Here is a 13024-nt window from a genome sequence, read left to right on the forward strand (position 1 = left end):
CACGAGACGGCAGCCGCCTGATAGCCACACCCAGCACCCCTGGGTGACCCAACCCTACGAATGGCTCGATCAACCCGATCAAGACGGTAGAGCCGTCTGAGGCTGCGCCTCTTTTCTGTTGCCGCCCAACTCGTCCCGACCGCCCGCCGCCGACACCTGAGATTCGCACGCCACTGGCCCTGGGCCGACGTCATCACGGCCGCGATCGAGCGACTCGCCACCCTCCCGAACCCCGGCTGACCAGCATTCACCCGCCCTGACGAGCTTGCAACCCCCCGCCGGAGACGTGGAACCCGGCGCCCACCCGACGCGACAGCCGGGCCACCAGCGTGCCTACACGCCGTAACACCCGCCACAGCAAACGAAAGGGAGCCCGTCAGCTTGCTGACGGGCTCCAGCGAAAGATCGAGTTTAGAACCCAAGCTGTCCAGGGGCCTCGGTGTTCCCGGTTGTCCCGACAGCGACGCGCCGAGCGCCCATTGGTAGCTCGACCACCAAACGGCATCACCTGCGGCGATGCTCCAAGATCCCGTCCACACCTCGTCCACAGACCTCGACATACGGCCGCTTCGGGTGACATGCGGCTGCACATACGCGAAGACCCCGGCCTCAGCGTCTCCGCTGGTGACGGGGTCTTTGGGCACCTCATAAGGGTGCCCCCGGCAGGATTCGAACCTGCGCACACGGCTCCGGAGGCCGTTGCTCTATCCCCTGAGCTACGGGGGCGTTTCGGCGGGTGAGCGCCGATGGGTGAAACCCTACCAGCTCAGACGGGGTGGCCAGGAACAGGTATTTCCGGAGGGTGGGCGTCCGTTGTCGGGGTGTGGGGGCGGAAGTGGGCAAAACCGGGACGCGGTGGGGGCGGCGGTTCTACGCTCGTGGGTGTGCCGGGCGCGTTCGGTCGGGTGCTTGTTGTCGATGACAACAAGGTCATCCGGCAGCTGATCAGGGTCAATCTCGAGCTGGAGGGCTTCGAGGTCGTGACCGCCGCTGACGGTGCCGAGTGTCTGGACGTCGTGCACCAGGTGTCACCGGATGTGATCACTCTCGACGTGGTGATGCCCCGCCTGGACGGGCTGCGGACCGCGGCACGGCTGCGTTCCGATCCGCGGACTTGCCGGGTGCCGCTGGCGATCGTCAGCGCGTGTACGCAGCAGGAGGTGGAGAGTGGCCTGGCTTCCGGGGTCGACGACTTTCTCGCCAAGCCGTTCGAGCCGGCCGAGCTGGTGCTCCTGGTGCGGCGGCTGGTGCGGCTGAAGAGCTCGTCCGCGGCTGCGCGGGCCTGTCGGAACCCGGGCGAGTGCCGGTCCGCCGGGCGGGCGGAGAGTGCGCTCGGCTGACGGGGTTGCGCACCGGGTGGTGACCGTAGCGGCGGCCGGAGCGGTGCCCGTATGGCGAAACCGGTTCGCGGAGATGCCCCCCTTCTCCCATACGCTGGTCCCGTGACCCCCGCAGAGCTCTCCTGTACCGTCGCGCGCGCCGTGCGCCGCGCGGTGGATGAGGGTGCCCTCCGAGTGGCTGTTCCCGAGCGGGTCACGGTCGAGCGGCCCCGGCCGGGTGGGCACGGGGATTACGCCACCAATGCCGCCCTTCGGCTCGCCGGGCCTGCCGGGATGCCGCCCCGGGCGGTCGCCGAGGCGCTGCGGCAGCGGATCGCCGGTACGCGCGGGATCGAGCGGGTCGAGATCACCGGGCCGGGCTTTCTGAACTTCACGCTCGTTCCGGAGGGTGCCGGCGCCGTCGTGCGTGAGGTGCTCGAGCAGAGCGCGCGGTACGGGCGCGGTACCGGAACCGGCGGCGCGGCCCGGCCGGCGTACGTGCCCGCCCCCGCGCAGGTCGCGCGACTCGGTGCGGACGCCGCGCGTTGGGACGCGCTGCTCGGCGGCGGCGAGCGGTTGCTGGTGCGCCGGGAGGGCAACCCGCTCTTCCGGGTCCAGTACGCGTACGCCCGCAGTCGCGCATTGCTGCGCAACGCGGACGACCTCGGCTTCCGGGCGGCCTATGAGCACGGCGTCGAGCAGGAGGCGGCGGTGCCCGCGCTGGTCGCCGCGCTCGCCGACCACCCGGCGTTCGTCGAAGCCGTCGAAGCCGAAGCGGTCGAAGCCGCCCGGACCGATTCGGGAGCGGCCCGGCGCCTCGCCCGGCACCTGGTCGCGGTCGCTGACGCGTTCCTGGAGTTCCACGTCACCGTGCTGCCCGTCGGCGAGGAGAAACCCTCGGCCGCCCACCGTTCCCGGCTCGCTCTCGCCGAAGCCGCCGGGACGGTGCTCGCAGGCGGCCTGGCCCTCCTCGGCATCAGCGCACCCGAACACATCTGAGACGTCTGAGAGAGCGAAGAGATGAGCCGTTCCGCACACCCCGCCGGGCCCCGGCACGCCGATGTCTACACCGAGGGCCACTACGCCGCCCCGCCCGAGGACCTCAACTCCCTGGACGAGAAGGTCTGGGCCCGTACGGTCGGCCGTAACGAGGACGGGGTCGTCACCGTCGGCGGGATCGAAGTCACCCGGCTGGCCGAGGAGTTCGGCACCCCGGCGTTCTTCCTCGACGAGACCGACTTCCGTGCACGCTGCCGGGCCTGGGCCGACGCCTTCGGGCGGGACGCCGATGTGTTCTACGCCGGAAAGGCCTTCCTCTCGCGGGCCGTTGTGAAGTGGCTCCAGGAGGAGGGGCTCAACCTGGATGTCTGCTCCGGTGGCGAACTGTCCACCGCGCTGGACGCCGGCATGCCTCCCGAGCGGATCGCCTTTCACGGCAACAACAAGACCATCGAGGAGATCGAGCGGGCCGTCGAGGCGGGTGTCGGGCGGATCGTGCTCGACTCGTTCCAGGAGATCGTCCGGGTCGCCCACATCGCGCAGAGCCGGGGCAGGCGCCAGCGGGTGCAGATCCGCGTGACGGTCGGAGTCGAGGCGCACACCCACGAGTTCATCGCCACCGCGCACGAGGACCAGAAGTTCGGCATCCAGCTGGCCGATGGCCAGGCGGCCGAGGCCGTGCGCAGGGCGCTCAAGCTCGACGGGCTCGAACTCATCGGGATCCACTCGCACATCGGGTCGCAGATCTTCGACATGGCCGGCTTCGAGGTCTCCGCGCGGCGGGTGGTGCAACTGCTCGCCGAGATCCGCGACGAACACGGAGTCGAGCTCCCCGAGATCGACCTCGGCGGCGGTCTCGGCATCGCGTACACGTCGGATGACGACCCCCGGGAGCCGCACGAGATCGCCAAGGCGCTCGGCGAGATCGTCACCCGCGAGTGTGAGTCGGCCGGCCTGACCACCCCGCGCATCTCCGTCGAACCGGGGCGCGCCATCGTCGGACCCACCGCCTTCACGCTGTACGAGGTCGGCACCATCAAGCCGCTCGAGGGGCTGCGGACCTACGTCAGTGTCGACGGCGGGATGTCGGACAACATCCGTACCGCCCTCTACGACGCCGAGTACAGCGTGGCGCTGGTGTCGCGCATCTCGACCGCCGAGCCGATGCTGGTCCGGGTGGTGGGCAAGCACTGTGAGAGTGGCGACATCGTGGTGAAGGACGCGTTCCTGCCCACGGACCTCGCCCCGGGTGATCTGCTCGCCGTTCCGGCCACCGGCGCCTACTGCCGCGCCATGGCCAGCAACTACAACCACGCGCTGCGCCCGCCGGTTGTCGCCGTCAGGGACGGTGCGGCGCGGATGATCGTCCGGCGTGAGACGGAGGAAGATCTCCTGCGTCTCGATGTCGGTTAATGAAATAGTCGTCTCACGATCCGGACAGGGGATAGAAACTCCCGTCCGGTGAGTGAGACTGGTCCACACGATAGAAGTACGAGAAGTGAGGTCGGATGATGCGTACGCGTCCGCTGAAGGTGGCGCTGCTGGGCTGTGGAGTGGTCGGCTCCGAGGTGGCGCGCATCATGACGACGCACGCCGACGACCTCGCGGCCCGCATCGGGGCCCCCGTCGAGCTCGCCGGTGTGGCCGTCCGCCGCCCTTCCAAGGTCCGGGAGGGCATCGACCCCTCGCTCATCACCACCGACGCGATGGCCCTGGTCAAACGCGGCGACATCGACGTGGTGATCGAGGTCATCGGCGGGATCGAGCCCGCCAGGGCGCTGATCACCACCGCCTTCGAACACGGCGCCGGCGTGGTCTCCGCCAACAAGGCGCTGCTCGCCAAGGACGGCACGGCCCTGCACGGTGTGGCCGAGGAGCACGGCATGGACCTCTACTACGAGGCCGCCGTCGCCGGTGCGATCCCGCTGGTGCGCCCGCTGCGCGAGTCGCTCGCCGGCGACAAGGTGAACCGCATCCTGGGCATCGTCAACGGCACGACCAACTTCATCCTCGACAAGATGGACAGCACCGGCGCCGGATACTCCGAGGCGCTCGACGAGGCCACCGCACTCGGCTACGCGGAGGCCGACCCGACCGCCGACGTCGAAGGCTTCGACGCGGCCGCCAAGGCCGCGATCCTGGCCGGAATCGCCTTCCACACCCGGGTGCGACTCGACGACGTGCACCGCGAGGGCCTCACCGAGGTCACCGCGGCCGACATCGCCTCCGCGAAGCGCATGGGCTGCACCGTCAAGCTGCTGGCCATCTGCGAGCGCGCCGCCGACGGCAGGTCCGTCACCGCCCGCGTGCACCCCGCGATGATCCCGCTGAGCCATCCGCTGGCGTCCGTCCGCGAGGCGTACAACGCGGTCTTCGTCGAGGCCGAGGCCGCCGGACAGCTGATGTTCTACGGGCCCGGCGCCGGCGGTTCGCCGACCGCGTCCGCGGTCCTCGGTGACCTGGTCGCGGTCTGCCGCAACAAGCTGGGCGGGGCCACCGGCCCCGGCGAATCCGCGTACACCCGCCTGCCCGTCAGCCCGATGGGCGAGGTCATCACGCGGTACCACATCAGTCTCGACGTGGCCGACAAACCGGGTGTTCTCGCCCAGGTCGCTACGGTCTTCGCCGAGCAGGGCGTATCCATCGACACGGTGCGCCAGCAGAGCCGACAGGACGGAGACGGCGAGGCCTCCCTCGTCGTCGTCACCCACCGCGCGCCCGACGCCGCCCTTTCCGGGACCGTCGAGGCGCTGCGCAAGCTCGACACCGTGCGCGGTGTCGCCAGCATCATGCGTGTTGAAGGGGAGTAAGGACCCATGACCAGCCCCATGTCCAGCCAGGGCACCCACCAGTGGCGCGGCATCATCGAGGAGTACCGGCACCGCCTTCCGGTCACGGACGCCACGCCGGTCGTCACCCTCCGGGAGGGCGGTACGCCGCTCGTCCCCGCGCAGGTCCTTTCCGAGCGCACGGGCTGCGAGGTGCACCTCAAGGTCGAGGGCGCCAACCCCACCGGGTCGTTCAAGGACCGCGGCATGACCATGGCGATCAGCCATGCGAAGGAGGCGGGCGCACAGGCCGTCATCTGCGCCTCCACCGGAAACACCTCCGCTTCGGCCGCCGCCTACGCGGTGCGCGCCGGAATGGTCTGTGCCGTCCTGGTGCCGCAGGGCAAGATCGCCCTGGGCAAGATGGGCCAGGCGCTGGTGCACGGCGCCAAGATCCTCCAGGTCGACGGAAACTTCGACGACTGCCTGACGCTGGCCCGCTCGCTCTCGGACAACTACCCGGTGGCACTGGTCAATTCGGTCAATCCGTCCCGTATCGAGGGTCAGAAGACGGGAGCCTTCGAGATCGTCGACGCGCTCGGCGACGCTCCGGACATTCATGTGCTGCCGGTCGGCAACGCGGGCAACATCACCGCGTACTGGAAGGGTTACAAGGAGTACGCGGCGGACCACATGTCCACCCGTACGCCGCGGATGTGGGGCTTCCAGGCCTCCGGTTCGGCTCCGATCGTACGCGGTGAGATCGTCAAGGACCCGTCGACCATCGCGACGGCGATCCGGATCGGCAACCCGGCCTCCTGGCAGTACGCGCTGGCCGCCCGGGATGAATCGGATGGCTTCATCGACGAGGTGACCGACCGTCAGATCCTGCGCGCCTATCGCCTGTTGGCCTCGCAGGAGGGCGTCTTCGTGGAGCCGGCCTCGGCGGCTTCCGTCGCCGGTCTGCTGAAGGCCGCCGAAGAGGGCAAGGTCGACCCCGGCCAGAAGATCGTGTGCACGGTCACCGGCAACGGCCTCAAGGACCCGGACTGGGCCGTCGCGGGCGCCCCCCAGCCGGTCACCGTACCGGTGGACGCGGTCGCTGCGGCGGAACGCCTCGGGCTGGTCTAGCCCGATTTGGTTGAAAGAAGCACAGGTGGCGCGCGACACGCATCGTGCGCCTCCTGTGCGCCCTATGTCGCAGGAGAACCTTCCTTCGATAAGCTGTACTCAACCCACCCCGCCGAACTGGCTGCGGTGTTGTTGTCGTGACGACCCCCTAAGCTCGTAGGGTGGTCCGGCCCGGGCCCCGGGGGGCACACAGCCACGCCATCCGCAGTCACAGAATCCCGCAGCCACACATTTCCGCAGCCACACATTTCGCAGCCATAAATTTCGCAGTCGAAACAGGACTTGCAGTCTCACAAGGAGAGTCGTCAGAGCGATGGCCGGTCCCGCTTTCCGTGCCGCCGCCGTCCGGGTGCGCACGCCTGCCTCCAGCGCCAACCTCGGTCCGGGCTTCGATGCCTTCGGCCTGTCGCTGGGGCTGTACGACGACGTCGTCGTCCGGGTCGCCGACTCCGGTCTGCATGTCGACATCGCAGGTGAAGGCGGAGAGACGCTCCCGCGGGGCGAGAGCCATCTCCTCGTACGGTCCCTGCGCACCGCCTTCGACCTGCTCGGCGGGCAGCCGCGCGGCCTCGAGGTCGTCTGCGCCAACCGCATCCCGCACGGCCGCGGCCTCGGTTCCTCGTCCGCCGCGATCTGCGCCGGTATCGTCGCCGCTCGCGCGGTGACCATAGGCGGGGCCGACAAACTGGATGACGCGGCCCTTCTCGAACTTGCCACCGAGATCGAGGGGCACCCGGACAACGTCGCTGCCTGTCTGCTCGGGGGATTCACCCTCGCCTGGACCGACGGCGGAGCGGCCCGGGCCATCAGGATGGAACCCGCCGATTCCATCGTTCCGGTGGTTTTCGTCCCCAGCCGGCCGGTACTCACCGAGACCGCGCGGGGACTGCTGCCGCGGACCGTGCCGCATGTGGACGCCGCGGTCAACGCGGGCCGTGCGGCGCTGCTCGTCGAGGCCCTCACCAGGCGCCCCGAGCTGCTGTTCGCCGCCACCGAGGACCGAATCCACCAGGAGTACCGTGCACCGGCGATGCCGGAGAGCGTGACCCTGGTCAACCGACTGCGGGCGGACGGCGTGCCCGCGGTCATCTCCGGCGCGGGCCCCACGGTGCTCGCGCTGGTCGAGAACGGTGCGGCCGACAAGGTCGCACGGCTGGCCGGCGAAGGGTGGGCGGCCAACCGGCTGCCGCTCGACGCCTCGGGAGCGAGCGTTCTGCCACTGGGCACCTAGGGAGCGCCCGATTGCCGGTGAACGAGAGGGGGAATATTTGTTGGATCCGGTAGTGTTAACCTCAAGTCAGCACTCGACGTCCTTGCGACGCGGTGCTTCGTGTCCCCATCAGGGACCGCATTTTCTTCCGGGAGCCTCCCCGACTGCCTGAGCAGCCTGCCTGAGCAGTTTCGAGCACGCTCCGGAACCGGCCTCTGCCGGACCCCCAGCACGTTTTGCCTTCCGCCGTACCCGGCGGACCACCGCCCCGGACACGGTTCGAGATCCGAAGGACCACGAACCACAGCCGGACAGCACAACCGGTCGCCGCGCCAGACAGGCCGACGTCCGCTCCAGGGAAGGACCCTTCGTGAGCGACACCACCGATCTGATGGGCGTGACTGCCGACAACACTGTCGACGCCACGTCCGCCGCCGGTGCTGCCACCGGCAGTACCGCACGGCGCCGCCGCTCCGGCACCGGCCTCGACGGCATGGTCCTGGCCGAGCTGCAGCAGGTCGCGTCCGGCCTCGGCATCAGGGGCACCGCGCGTATGCGCAAGAGCCAGCTGATCGAGGTCATCAAGGAGGCGCAGGCCGGTTCTTCCGCGCCCAAGAGCGCCCCGGCCGCCGAGACCGCAGAGGCCAAGCCGAAGCGCCGCGCCACCTCCAAGGCCCGTACGGGCGATGCGCCCGCAGCTGCGGAGACCACCTCAGCGCAGCAGCAGATCGACATTCCCGGTCAGCCGGCGAGTGACGACCAGCCGGCCGGCGAGCGCCGTCGCCGTCGGGCCACCGCGCAGGCGGGCAGCCCCGAGACCGCACCCGCGGCTGAAGCCGCCAAGGCCGAGGCCAGGGCGGAGAGCCCCGCCGCCACCGCCACCGAGGTGAAGACCGAGGCCCCCGCCGAGGCCAAGGCCGAGACCGCCGCCGACACGGCCGAGGGCCGTCGCGGTGACCGCCAGGACCGCGGCCAGCGCCGTGACCGCGGAGACCGCCAGGACCGCGGAGACCGCCAGGACCGCGGCGACCGCCAGGAGCGCGGTGACCGCCAGGACCGCAGCGACCGCGGCGACCGCCAGGAGCGCGGCGAGCGCGGCAACCGTCGTGACCGCGGCGGCAAGGGCGGCGACGACCAGCAGGGCGGCGGCCAGCGCCAGCAGCGCCAGGGCAGCGGCCCGCGCGCCGACGAGAACGACGACGACTTCGACGGCGGTCGCCGCGGTCGCCGCGGCCGTTACCGCGACCGTCGTGGCCGTCGTGGCCGTGACGAGTTCGGCGAGGCGCCGCAGGTGGCGGACGACGATGTGCTGATCCCGGTCGCGGGCATCCTCGACATCCTGGACAACTACGCCTTCATCCGGACCTCCGGTTACCTGCCGGGCCCGAACGACGTCTACGTCTCGCTCGCCCAGGTCCGTAAGAACGGCCTGCGCAAGGGCGACCACGTCACCGGCGCCGTCCGGCAGCCCAAGGACGGCGAGCGCCGCGAGAAGTTCAACGCGCTGGTCCGCCTCGACTCGGCGAACGGTATGGCGGCCGAATCCGGCCGTGGCCGCCCCGAGTTCCAGAAGCTGACCCCGCTCTACCCGCAGGACCGGCTTCGCCTGGAGACCGACCCGGGCGTACTGACGACGCGGATCATCGATCTGGTCGCGCCGATCGGCAAGGGCCAGCGTGGTCTGATCGTGGCCCCGCCGAAGACCGGTAAGACCATGATCATGCAGGCCATCGCCAACGCGATCACGGTCAACAACCCCGAATGCCACCTGATGGTCGTCCTCGTGGACGAGCGTCCGGAGGAAGTCACCGACATGCAGCGGTCGGTGAAGGGCGAGGTCATCTCCTCGACCTTCGACCGCCCCGCCGAGGACCACACGACCGTCGCCGAGCTGGCCATCGAGCGCGCCAAGCGTCTCGTCGAGCTGGGTCACGACGTGGTCGTGCTGCTCGACTCGATCACCCGCCTGGGCCGTGCGTACAACCTGGCGGCCCCGGCCTCCGGGCGCATCCTCTCCGGTGGTGTCGACTCGACCGCCCTCTACCCGCCGAAGCGCTTCTTCGGTGCCGCGCGCAACATCGAGGACGGCGGCTCGCTGACCATCCTCGCCACCGCGCTGGTCGAGACCGGTTCGCGCATGGACGAGGTGATCTTCGAGGAGTTCAAGGGCACCGGCAACATGGAGCTCAAGCTCGACCGCAAGCTCGCCGACAAGCGCATCTTCCCCTCGGTGGACGTCGACCCGTCCGGTACCCGTAAGGAAGAGATCCTCCTCAACTCCGAGGAGCTGGCCATCGTTTGGAAGCTGCGCCGGGTGCTGCACGCGCTCGACTCGCAGCAGGCGATCGAGCTGCTGCTGGACAAGATGAAGAAGACCAAGTCGAACGCCGAGTTCCTGATGCAGATCGCGAAGACCACGCCTTCGCCGGGCAACGGCAACGACTGACCGTCCGCAGTAGAAACAGAAGCAGTAGCGGTAGCGGACCGGCCCGCCCCGTCACGGAAGTGAGGGGGCGGGCCGGTCTGCTGTGCGCGGGCACGTGCGGGGCAGACCGAGATCTTTGCCACACCCGTTTCTCCGGAACCGGTCGGTGCCGTCCCTGCGTCTCTGGATAAAACAGCAGGTCGGAGCCGCGTTCCGGCGAAGGCGACGGCGGTATCCGGCGACCCGGCTCCCGACCGGATCCACCTGACCCTGTGCAACGCTTTTCGGAATTGCGTCGTCACCCAAGTGACGGCCTGCATCACCGTGCCTCAACTTCACGGCAGGGGGCAGTCGGGACCACGAGAAGCTGGAGGACACATGGGCGAGCCGCAGAAGGGCAGCCGAATACGGGGCAGCGGCAAGCGCCGCCGAAAGGCCTCCGCACGCCGCAAGACGCTGGCCATCACCGCATGGGCGGCAGCAGGGGTCGTCGTCCTGGGTGGCGGCGGGCTCGGATTCCTCTACTTCAAGCTCGACGGCAACCTCAAGAGCGTCGACATCAACGCGCAGCTGGGCAAGGATCGCCCCCGCAACGTCGACAACGGCTCCATGGACATCCTGGTCCTCGGCTCCGACTCCCGGGCCGGCGCCAACTCCAAGTACGGCAAGGACGAGGGCGGTGCCCGCTCGGACACCGCGATGGTCGTCCACGTTTACCGGGGCCACAAGAAGGCCAGCGTCGTCTCCATACCGCGCGACACCCTGATCAACCGCCCCGACTGCACCGATTCCAAGGGCGGCACGGTCCCCGGTGCGCAGCAGGCCATGTTCAACACGGCGTACGAGAGTGGTGGTCCGGCCTGCGCGGTGAAGACCGTCGAGCAGATGTCCGGGATCCGCATGGACCACTACCTCGAGGTCGACTTCTCCGGGTTCCAGAAGCTCATCGACGATCTGGGCGGCGTACCGGTCACCACCAGCAAGGCGATCAACGACGACAAGAGCCACCTGAACCTCGCTGCCGGCAGCCATACGCTCAACGGCACGCAGGCGCTCGGACTCGTACGGACCAGGCACGGCGTCGGCGACGGCAGCGACCTCGGACGCATCCAGCTCCAGCAGGCCTTCATCAAGGCGCTGATCAACCGGGTCAAGCACGTGGGCGTTTTCACCAGTCCCAAGAAGCTGTACAACCTCGCCGACACCGCGACGAAGACGGTCACCACGGACTCCGGCATCAACTCGGTCAACAGCCTGATGAGCTTCGCGAACGGGCTGAAGGGCATCGGGGCGGGCTCCACCAAGATGGTGACGATGCCGGTGGAGTACGACCCGGCCGACCTCAACCGGGTGATCCCGCTGGAGGCGAAGGCCCGGCAGGTGTGGACCGCGCTCAAGCAGGACAAGCCGATCCCGGCCTCCGCGACCAAGGGTTCGGCGGGCGACCAGGGCGAAGCAGGCAAGGTGGTCACCAGTTCGTGACAGGACGTAGCCCGCTGTAGCCGGTGCGCGAAGCCCTCGGGGAAGCTCTCGGGAAGCCCTCGGGGAAGCCGCCGGTGAAGCAGGCAGGCCGGCCCGGAATAGACCGGGCCCGGTCACGGTTCTGGAGAGCGGCTGGAATTTTGAAGCACGGCCCGGTCCTGGCAGACTGGTCCGTCGGCCCCGGTTCACGTGTCGACAACTCCGTCCGCACGACCCGGCGCCCTCCCGAAACTAGGAGACACCTTGAAGCGCGAGATCCACCCCGAGTACTTCGAGACCCAGGTCAGCTGCACCTGCGGTGCCTCGTTCACCACGCACAGCACTCTCCCCGAAGGCGCCATCCGCGCCGAGGTCTGCTCCGAGTGCCACCCGTTCTACACCGGCAAGCAGAAGATCCTCGACACCGGTGGCCGGGTGGCCCGCTTCGAGGCCCGCTTCGGCAAGAAGGCTGCAGGCTCCGCCGCCAAGTAGCGAGCCACTGCGCCGGTCCTCGGTCGCTCCTTCCCGGAGCGACCGGACCGGCGCTTTGCCGTCCAGCAGCCCTTTGACGTACTTTCCCAAGCTCTCACTGAGCAGGGGAGACCCCACCCCAGGAGCCCCCGATGTTCGAGGCGGTCGAGGACCTGATCGGCGAGCACGCCGATCTCGAGAAGCAGCTCGCAGACCCGTCGGTGCACGCCGACCAGGCCAACGCGCGCAAGCTCAACAAGCGCTACGCCGAGCTCACCCCGATCGTCTCCACCTTCCGTTCCTGGAAGCAGACCGGCGACGACATCGAGACGGCCCGCGAACTCTCCGCCGACGATCCGGACTTCGCCGCCGAGGTGAAGGTGCTGGAGAAGCAGCGCGAGGAACTCACCGAGAAGCTGCGGCTGCTGCTCGTCCCGCGCGATCCCAGCGACGACAAGGACGTGCTGCTCGAGGTCAAGGCGGGCGCGGGCGGCGACGAATCGGCGCTGTTCGCCGGTGACCTGCTGCGGATGTACCTGCGGTATGCCGAGCGGGTCGGCTGGAAGACCGAGATCATCGATGCCACCGAGTCCGAACTGGGCGGCTACAAGGACGTCCAGGTCGCGGTGAAGACCAAGGGCGGCAACGGCGCCACCGAACCGGGCCAGGGCGTCTGGGCGCGGCTGAAGTACGAGGGCGGGGTGCACCGGGTGCAGCGGGTGCCGTCCACCGAGTCGCAGGGACGCATCCACACCTCGGCGGCCGGCGTGCTGGTGACGCCCGAGGCGGAGGAGGTCGACGTCGAGATCCATGCCAATGATCTCCGTATCGACGTCTACCGTTCGTCGGGCCCCGGCGGCCAGTCCGTCAACACCACTGACTCCGCGGTCCGCATCACGCACCTGCCGACCGGTGTGGTCGCCTCCTGCCAGAACGAGAAGAGCCAGCTCCAGAACAAGGAGCAGGCCATGCGGATCCTGCGCTCCCGGCTGCTCGCCGCCGCGCAGGAAGCGGCCGAGCAGGAAGCCTCCGACGTGCGCCGCAGCCAGGTCCGCACCGTCGACCGGTCCGAGAAGATCCGGACGTACAACTTCCCGGAAAACCGCATCTCGGACCACCGGGTCGGCTTCAAGGCGTACAACTTGGACCAGGTGCTCGACGGCGACCTGGACGCAGTGATCCAGGCGTGTGTGGACGCGGACTCCGCGGCCAAGCTCGCCGCCGCCCAGTAGTAGCCGGC

Annotated in this window: 9 protein-coding genes, 1 tRNA gene and 2 pseudogenes; 11 read left to right on the forward strand and 1 reads right to left on the reverse strand. The window is 69.2% G+C overall.

The window, feature by feature from the left end; genetic code table 11:
• Positions 1-93 precede the first annotated feature (93 nt).
• Positions 94-240, forward strand: a pseudogene (locus tag AB0436_RS19320) (transposase); the annotation flags it as partial.
• A 414-nt stretch (positions 241-654) separates the two neighbouring features.
• On the opposite strand, the gene AB0436_RS19325 reads toward AB0436_RS19320, so the two are convergent.
• Positions 655-726: transfer RNA gene (locus AB0436_RS19325), tRNA-Arg, on the reverse strand.
• A 109-nt stretch (positions 727-835) separates the two neighbouring features.
• Here AB0436_RS19325 and AB0436_RS19330 point away from each other — a divergent pair.
• The 10 genes and pseudogenes from AB0436_RS19330 to prfA all read left to right on the forward strand — a co-directional run.
• Positions 836-1250: pseudogene (locus AB0436_RS19330) on the forward strand (response regulator); the annotation flags it as partial.
• A 192-nt stretch (positions 1251-1442) separates the two neighbouring features.
• A complete protein-coding gene (locus tag AB0436_RS19335) occupies positions 1443-2318 on the forward strand; it encodes a DALR anticodon-binding domain-containing protein (RefSeq protein WP_366469120.1) in 876 nt (291 codons plus the stop codon).
• A gap of 21 nt (positions 2319-2339) precedes the next feature.
• Complete coding sequence (lysA, locus tag AB0436_RS19340) at positions 2340-3731, forward strand: diaminopimelate decarboxylase (RefSeq protein ID WP_366469121.1); 1392 nt, start codon at positions 2340-2342, stop codon at positions 3729-3731.
• A gap of 98 nt (positions 3732-3829) precedes the next feature.
• The gene (locus tag AB0436_RS19345; RefSeq protein WP_366469425.1) at positions 3830-5128 is read left to right on the forward strand and encodes a homoserine dehydrogenase; all 1299 of its coding nucleotides are present in this window, start codon (positions 3830-3832) and stop codon (positions 5126-5128) included.
• 18 nt (positions 5129-5146) lie between these two features.
• Positions 5147-6217: a threonine synthase gene (gene thrC, locus AB0436_RS19350; protein ID WP_366469426.1), complete on the forward strand. Its 1071-nt coding sequence runs from the start codon at positions 5147-5149 to the stop codon at positions 6215-6217.
• A gap of 313 nt (positions 6218-6530) precedes the next feature.
• Complete coding sequence (gene thrB / locus AB0436_RS19355) at positions 6531-7448, forward strand: homoserine kinase (RefSeq protein ID WP_366469122.1); 918 nt, start codon at positions 6531-6533, stop codon at positions 7446-7448.
• Between the two features lie 349 nt (positions 7449-7797).
• Positions 7798-9873, forward strand: coding sequence for a transcription termination factor Rho (gene rho / locus AB0436_RS19360; RefSeq protein ID WP_366469123.1), 2076 nt, complete (start codon positions 7798-7800; stop codon positions 9871-9873).
• Between the two features lie 357 nt (positions 9874-10230).
• Positions 10231-11334: an LCP family protein gene (locus tag AB0436_RS19365; RefSeq protein WP_366469124.1), complete on the forward strand. Its 1104-nt coding sequence runs from the start codon at positions 10231-10233 to the stop codon at positions 11332-11334.
• 243 nt (positions 11335-11577) lie between these two features.
• Positions 11578-11805 carry a 50S ribosomal protein L31 gene (gene rpmE / locus AB0436_RS19370; RefSeq protein ID WP_366469125.1) on the forward strand — a complete coding sequence of 76 codons (228 nt, stop codon included), beginning with the start codon at positions 11578-11580 and terminating at the stop codon, positions 11803-11805.
• Between the two features lie 131 nt (positions 11806-11936).
• The gene (gene prfA, locus AB0436_RS19375) at positions 11937-13016 is read left to right on the forward strand and encodes a peptide chain release factor 1 (protein WP_366469126.1); all 1080 of its coding nucleotides are present in this window, start codon (positions 11937-11939) and stop codon (positions 13014-13016) included.
• The last annotated feature ends 8 nt before the right edge of the window (positions 13017-13024 follow it).

Origin of the sequence: Streptomyces sp. NPDC051322 (assembly GCF_040689485.1) — a bacterium.
Classification (GTDB): domain Bacteria; phylum Actinomycetota; class Actinomycetes; order Streptomycetales; family Streptomycetaceae; genus Streptomyces.

Bases quoted from the DNA above. Each gene is read 5' to 3' on its own strand.
- lysA (WP_366469121.1), top strand. From the start codon at position 2,340: ATGAGCCGTTCCGCACACCCCGCCGGGCCCCGGCACGCCGATGTCTAC.
- AB0436_RS19345 (WP_366469425.1), top strand. From the start codon at position 3,830: ATGCGTACGCGTCCGCTGAAGGTGGCGCTGCTGGGCTGTGGAGTGGTC.
- thrC (WP_366469426.1), top strand. From the start codon at position 5,147: ATGTCCAGCCAGGGCACCCACCAGTGGCGCGGCATCATCGAGGAGTAC.
- thrB (WP_366469122.1), top strand. From the start codon at position 6,531: ATGGCCGGTCCCGCTTTCCGTGCCGCCGCCGTCCGGGTGCGCACGCCT.
- AB0436_RS19365 (WP_366469124.1), top strand. From the start codon at position 10,231: ATGGGCGAGCCGCAGAAGGGCAGCCGAATACGGGGCAGCGGCAAGCGC.
- prfA (WP_366469126.1), top strand. From the start codon at position 11,937: ATGTTCGAGGCGGTCGAGGACCTGATCGGCGAGCACGCCGATCTCGAG.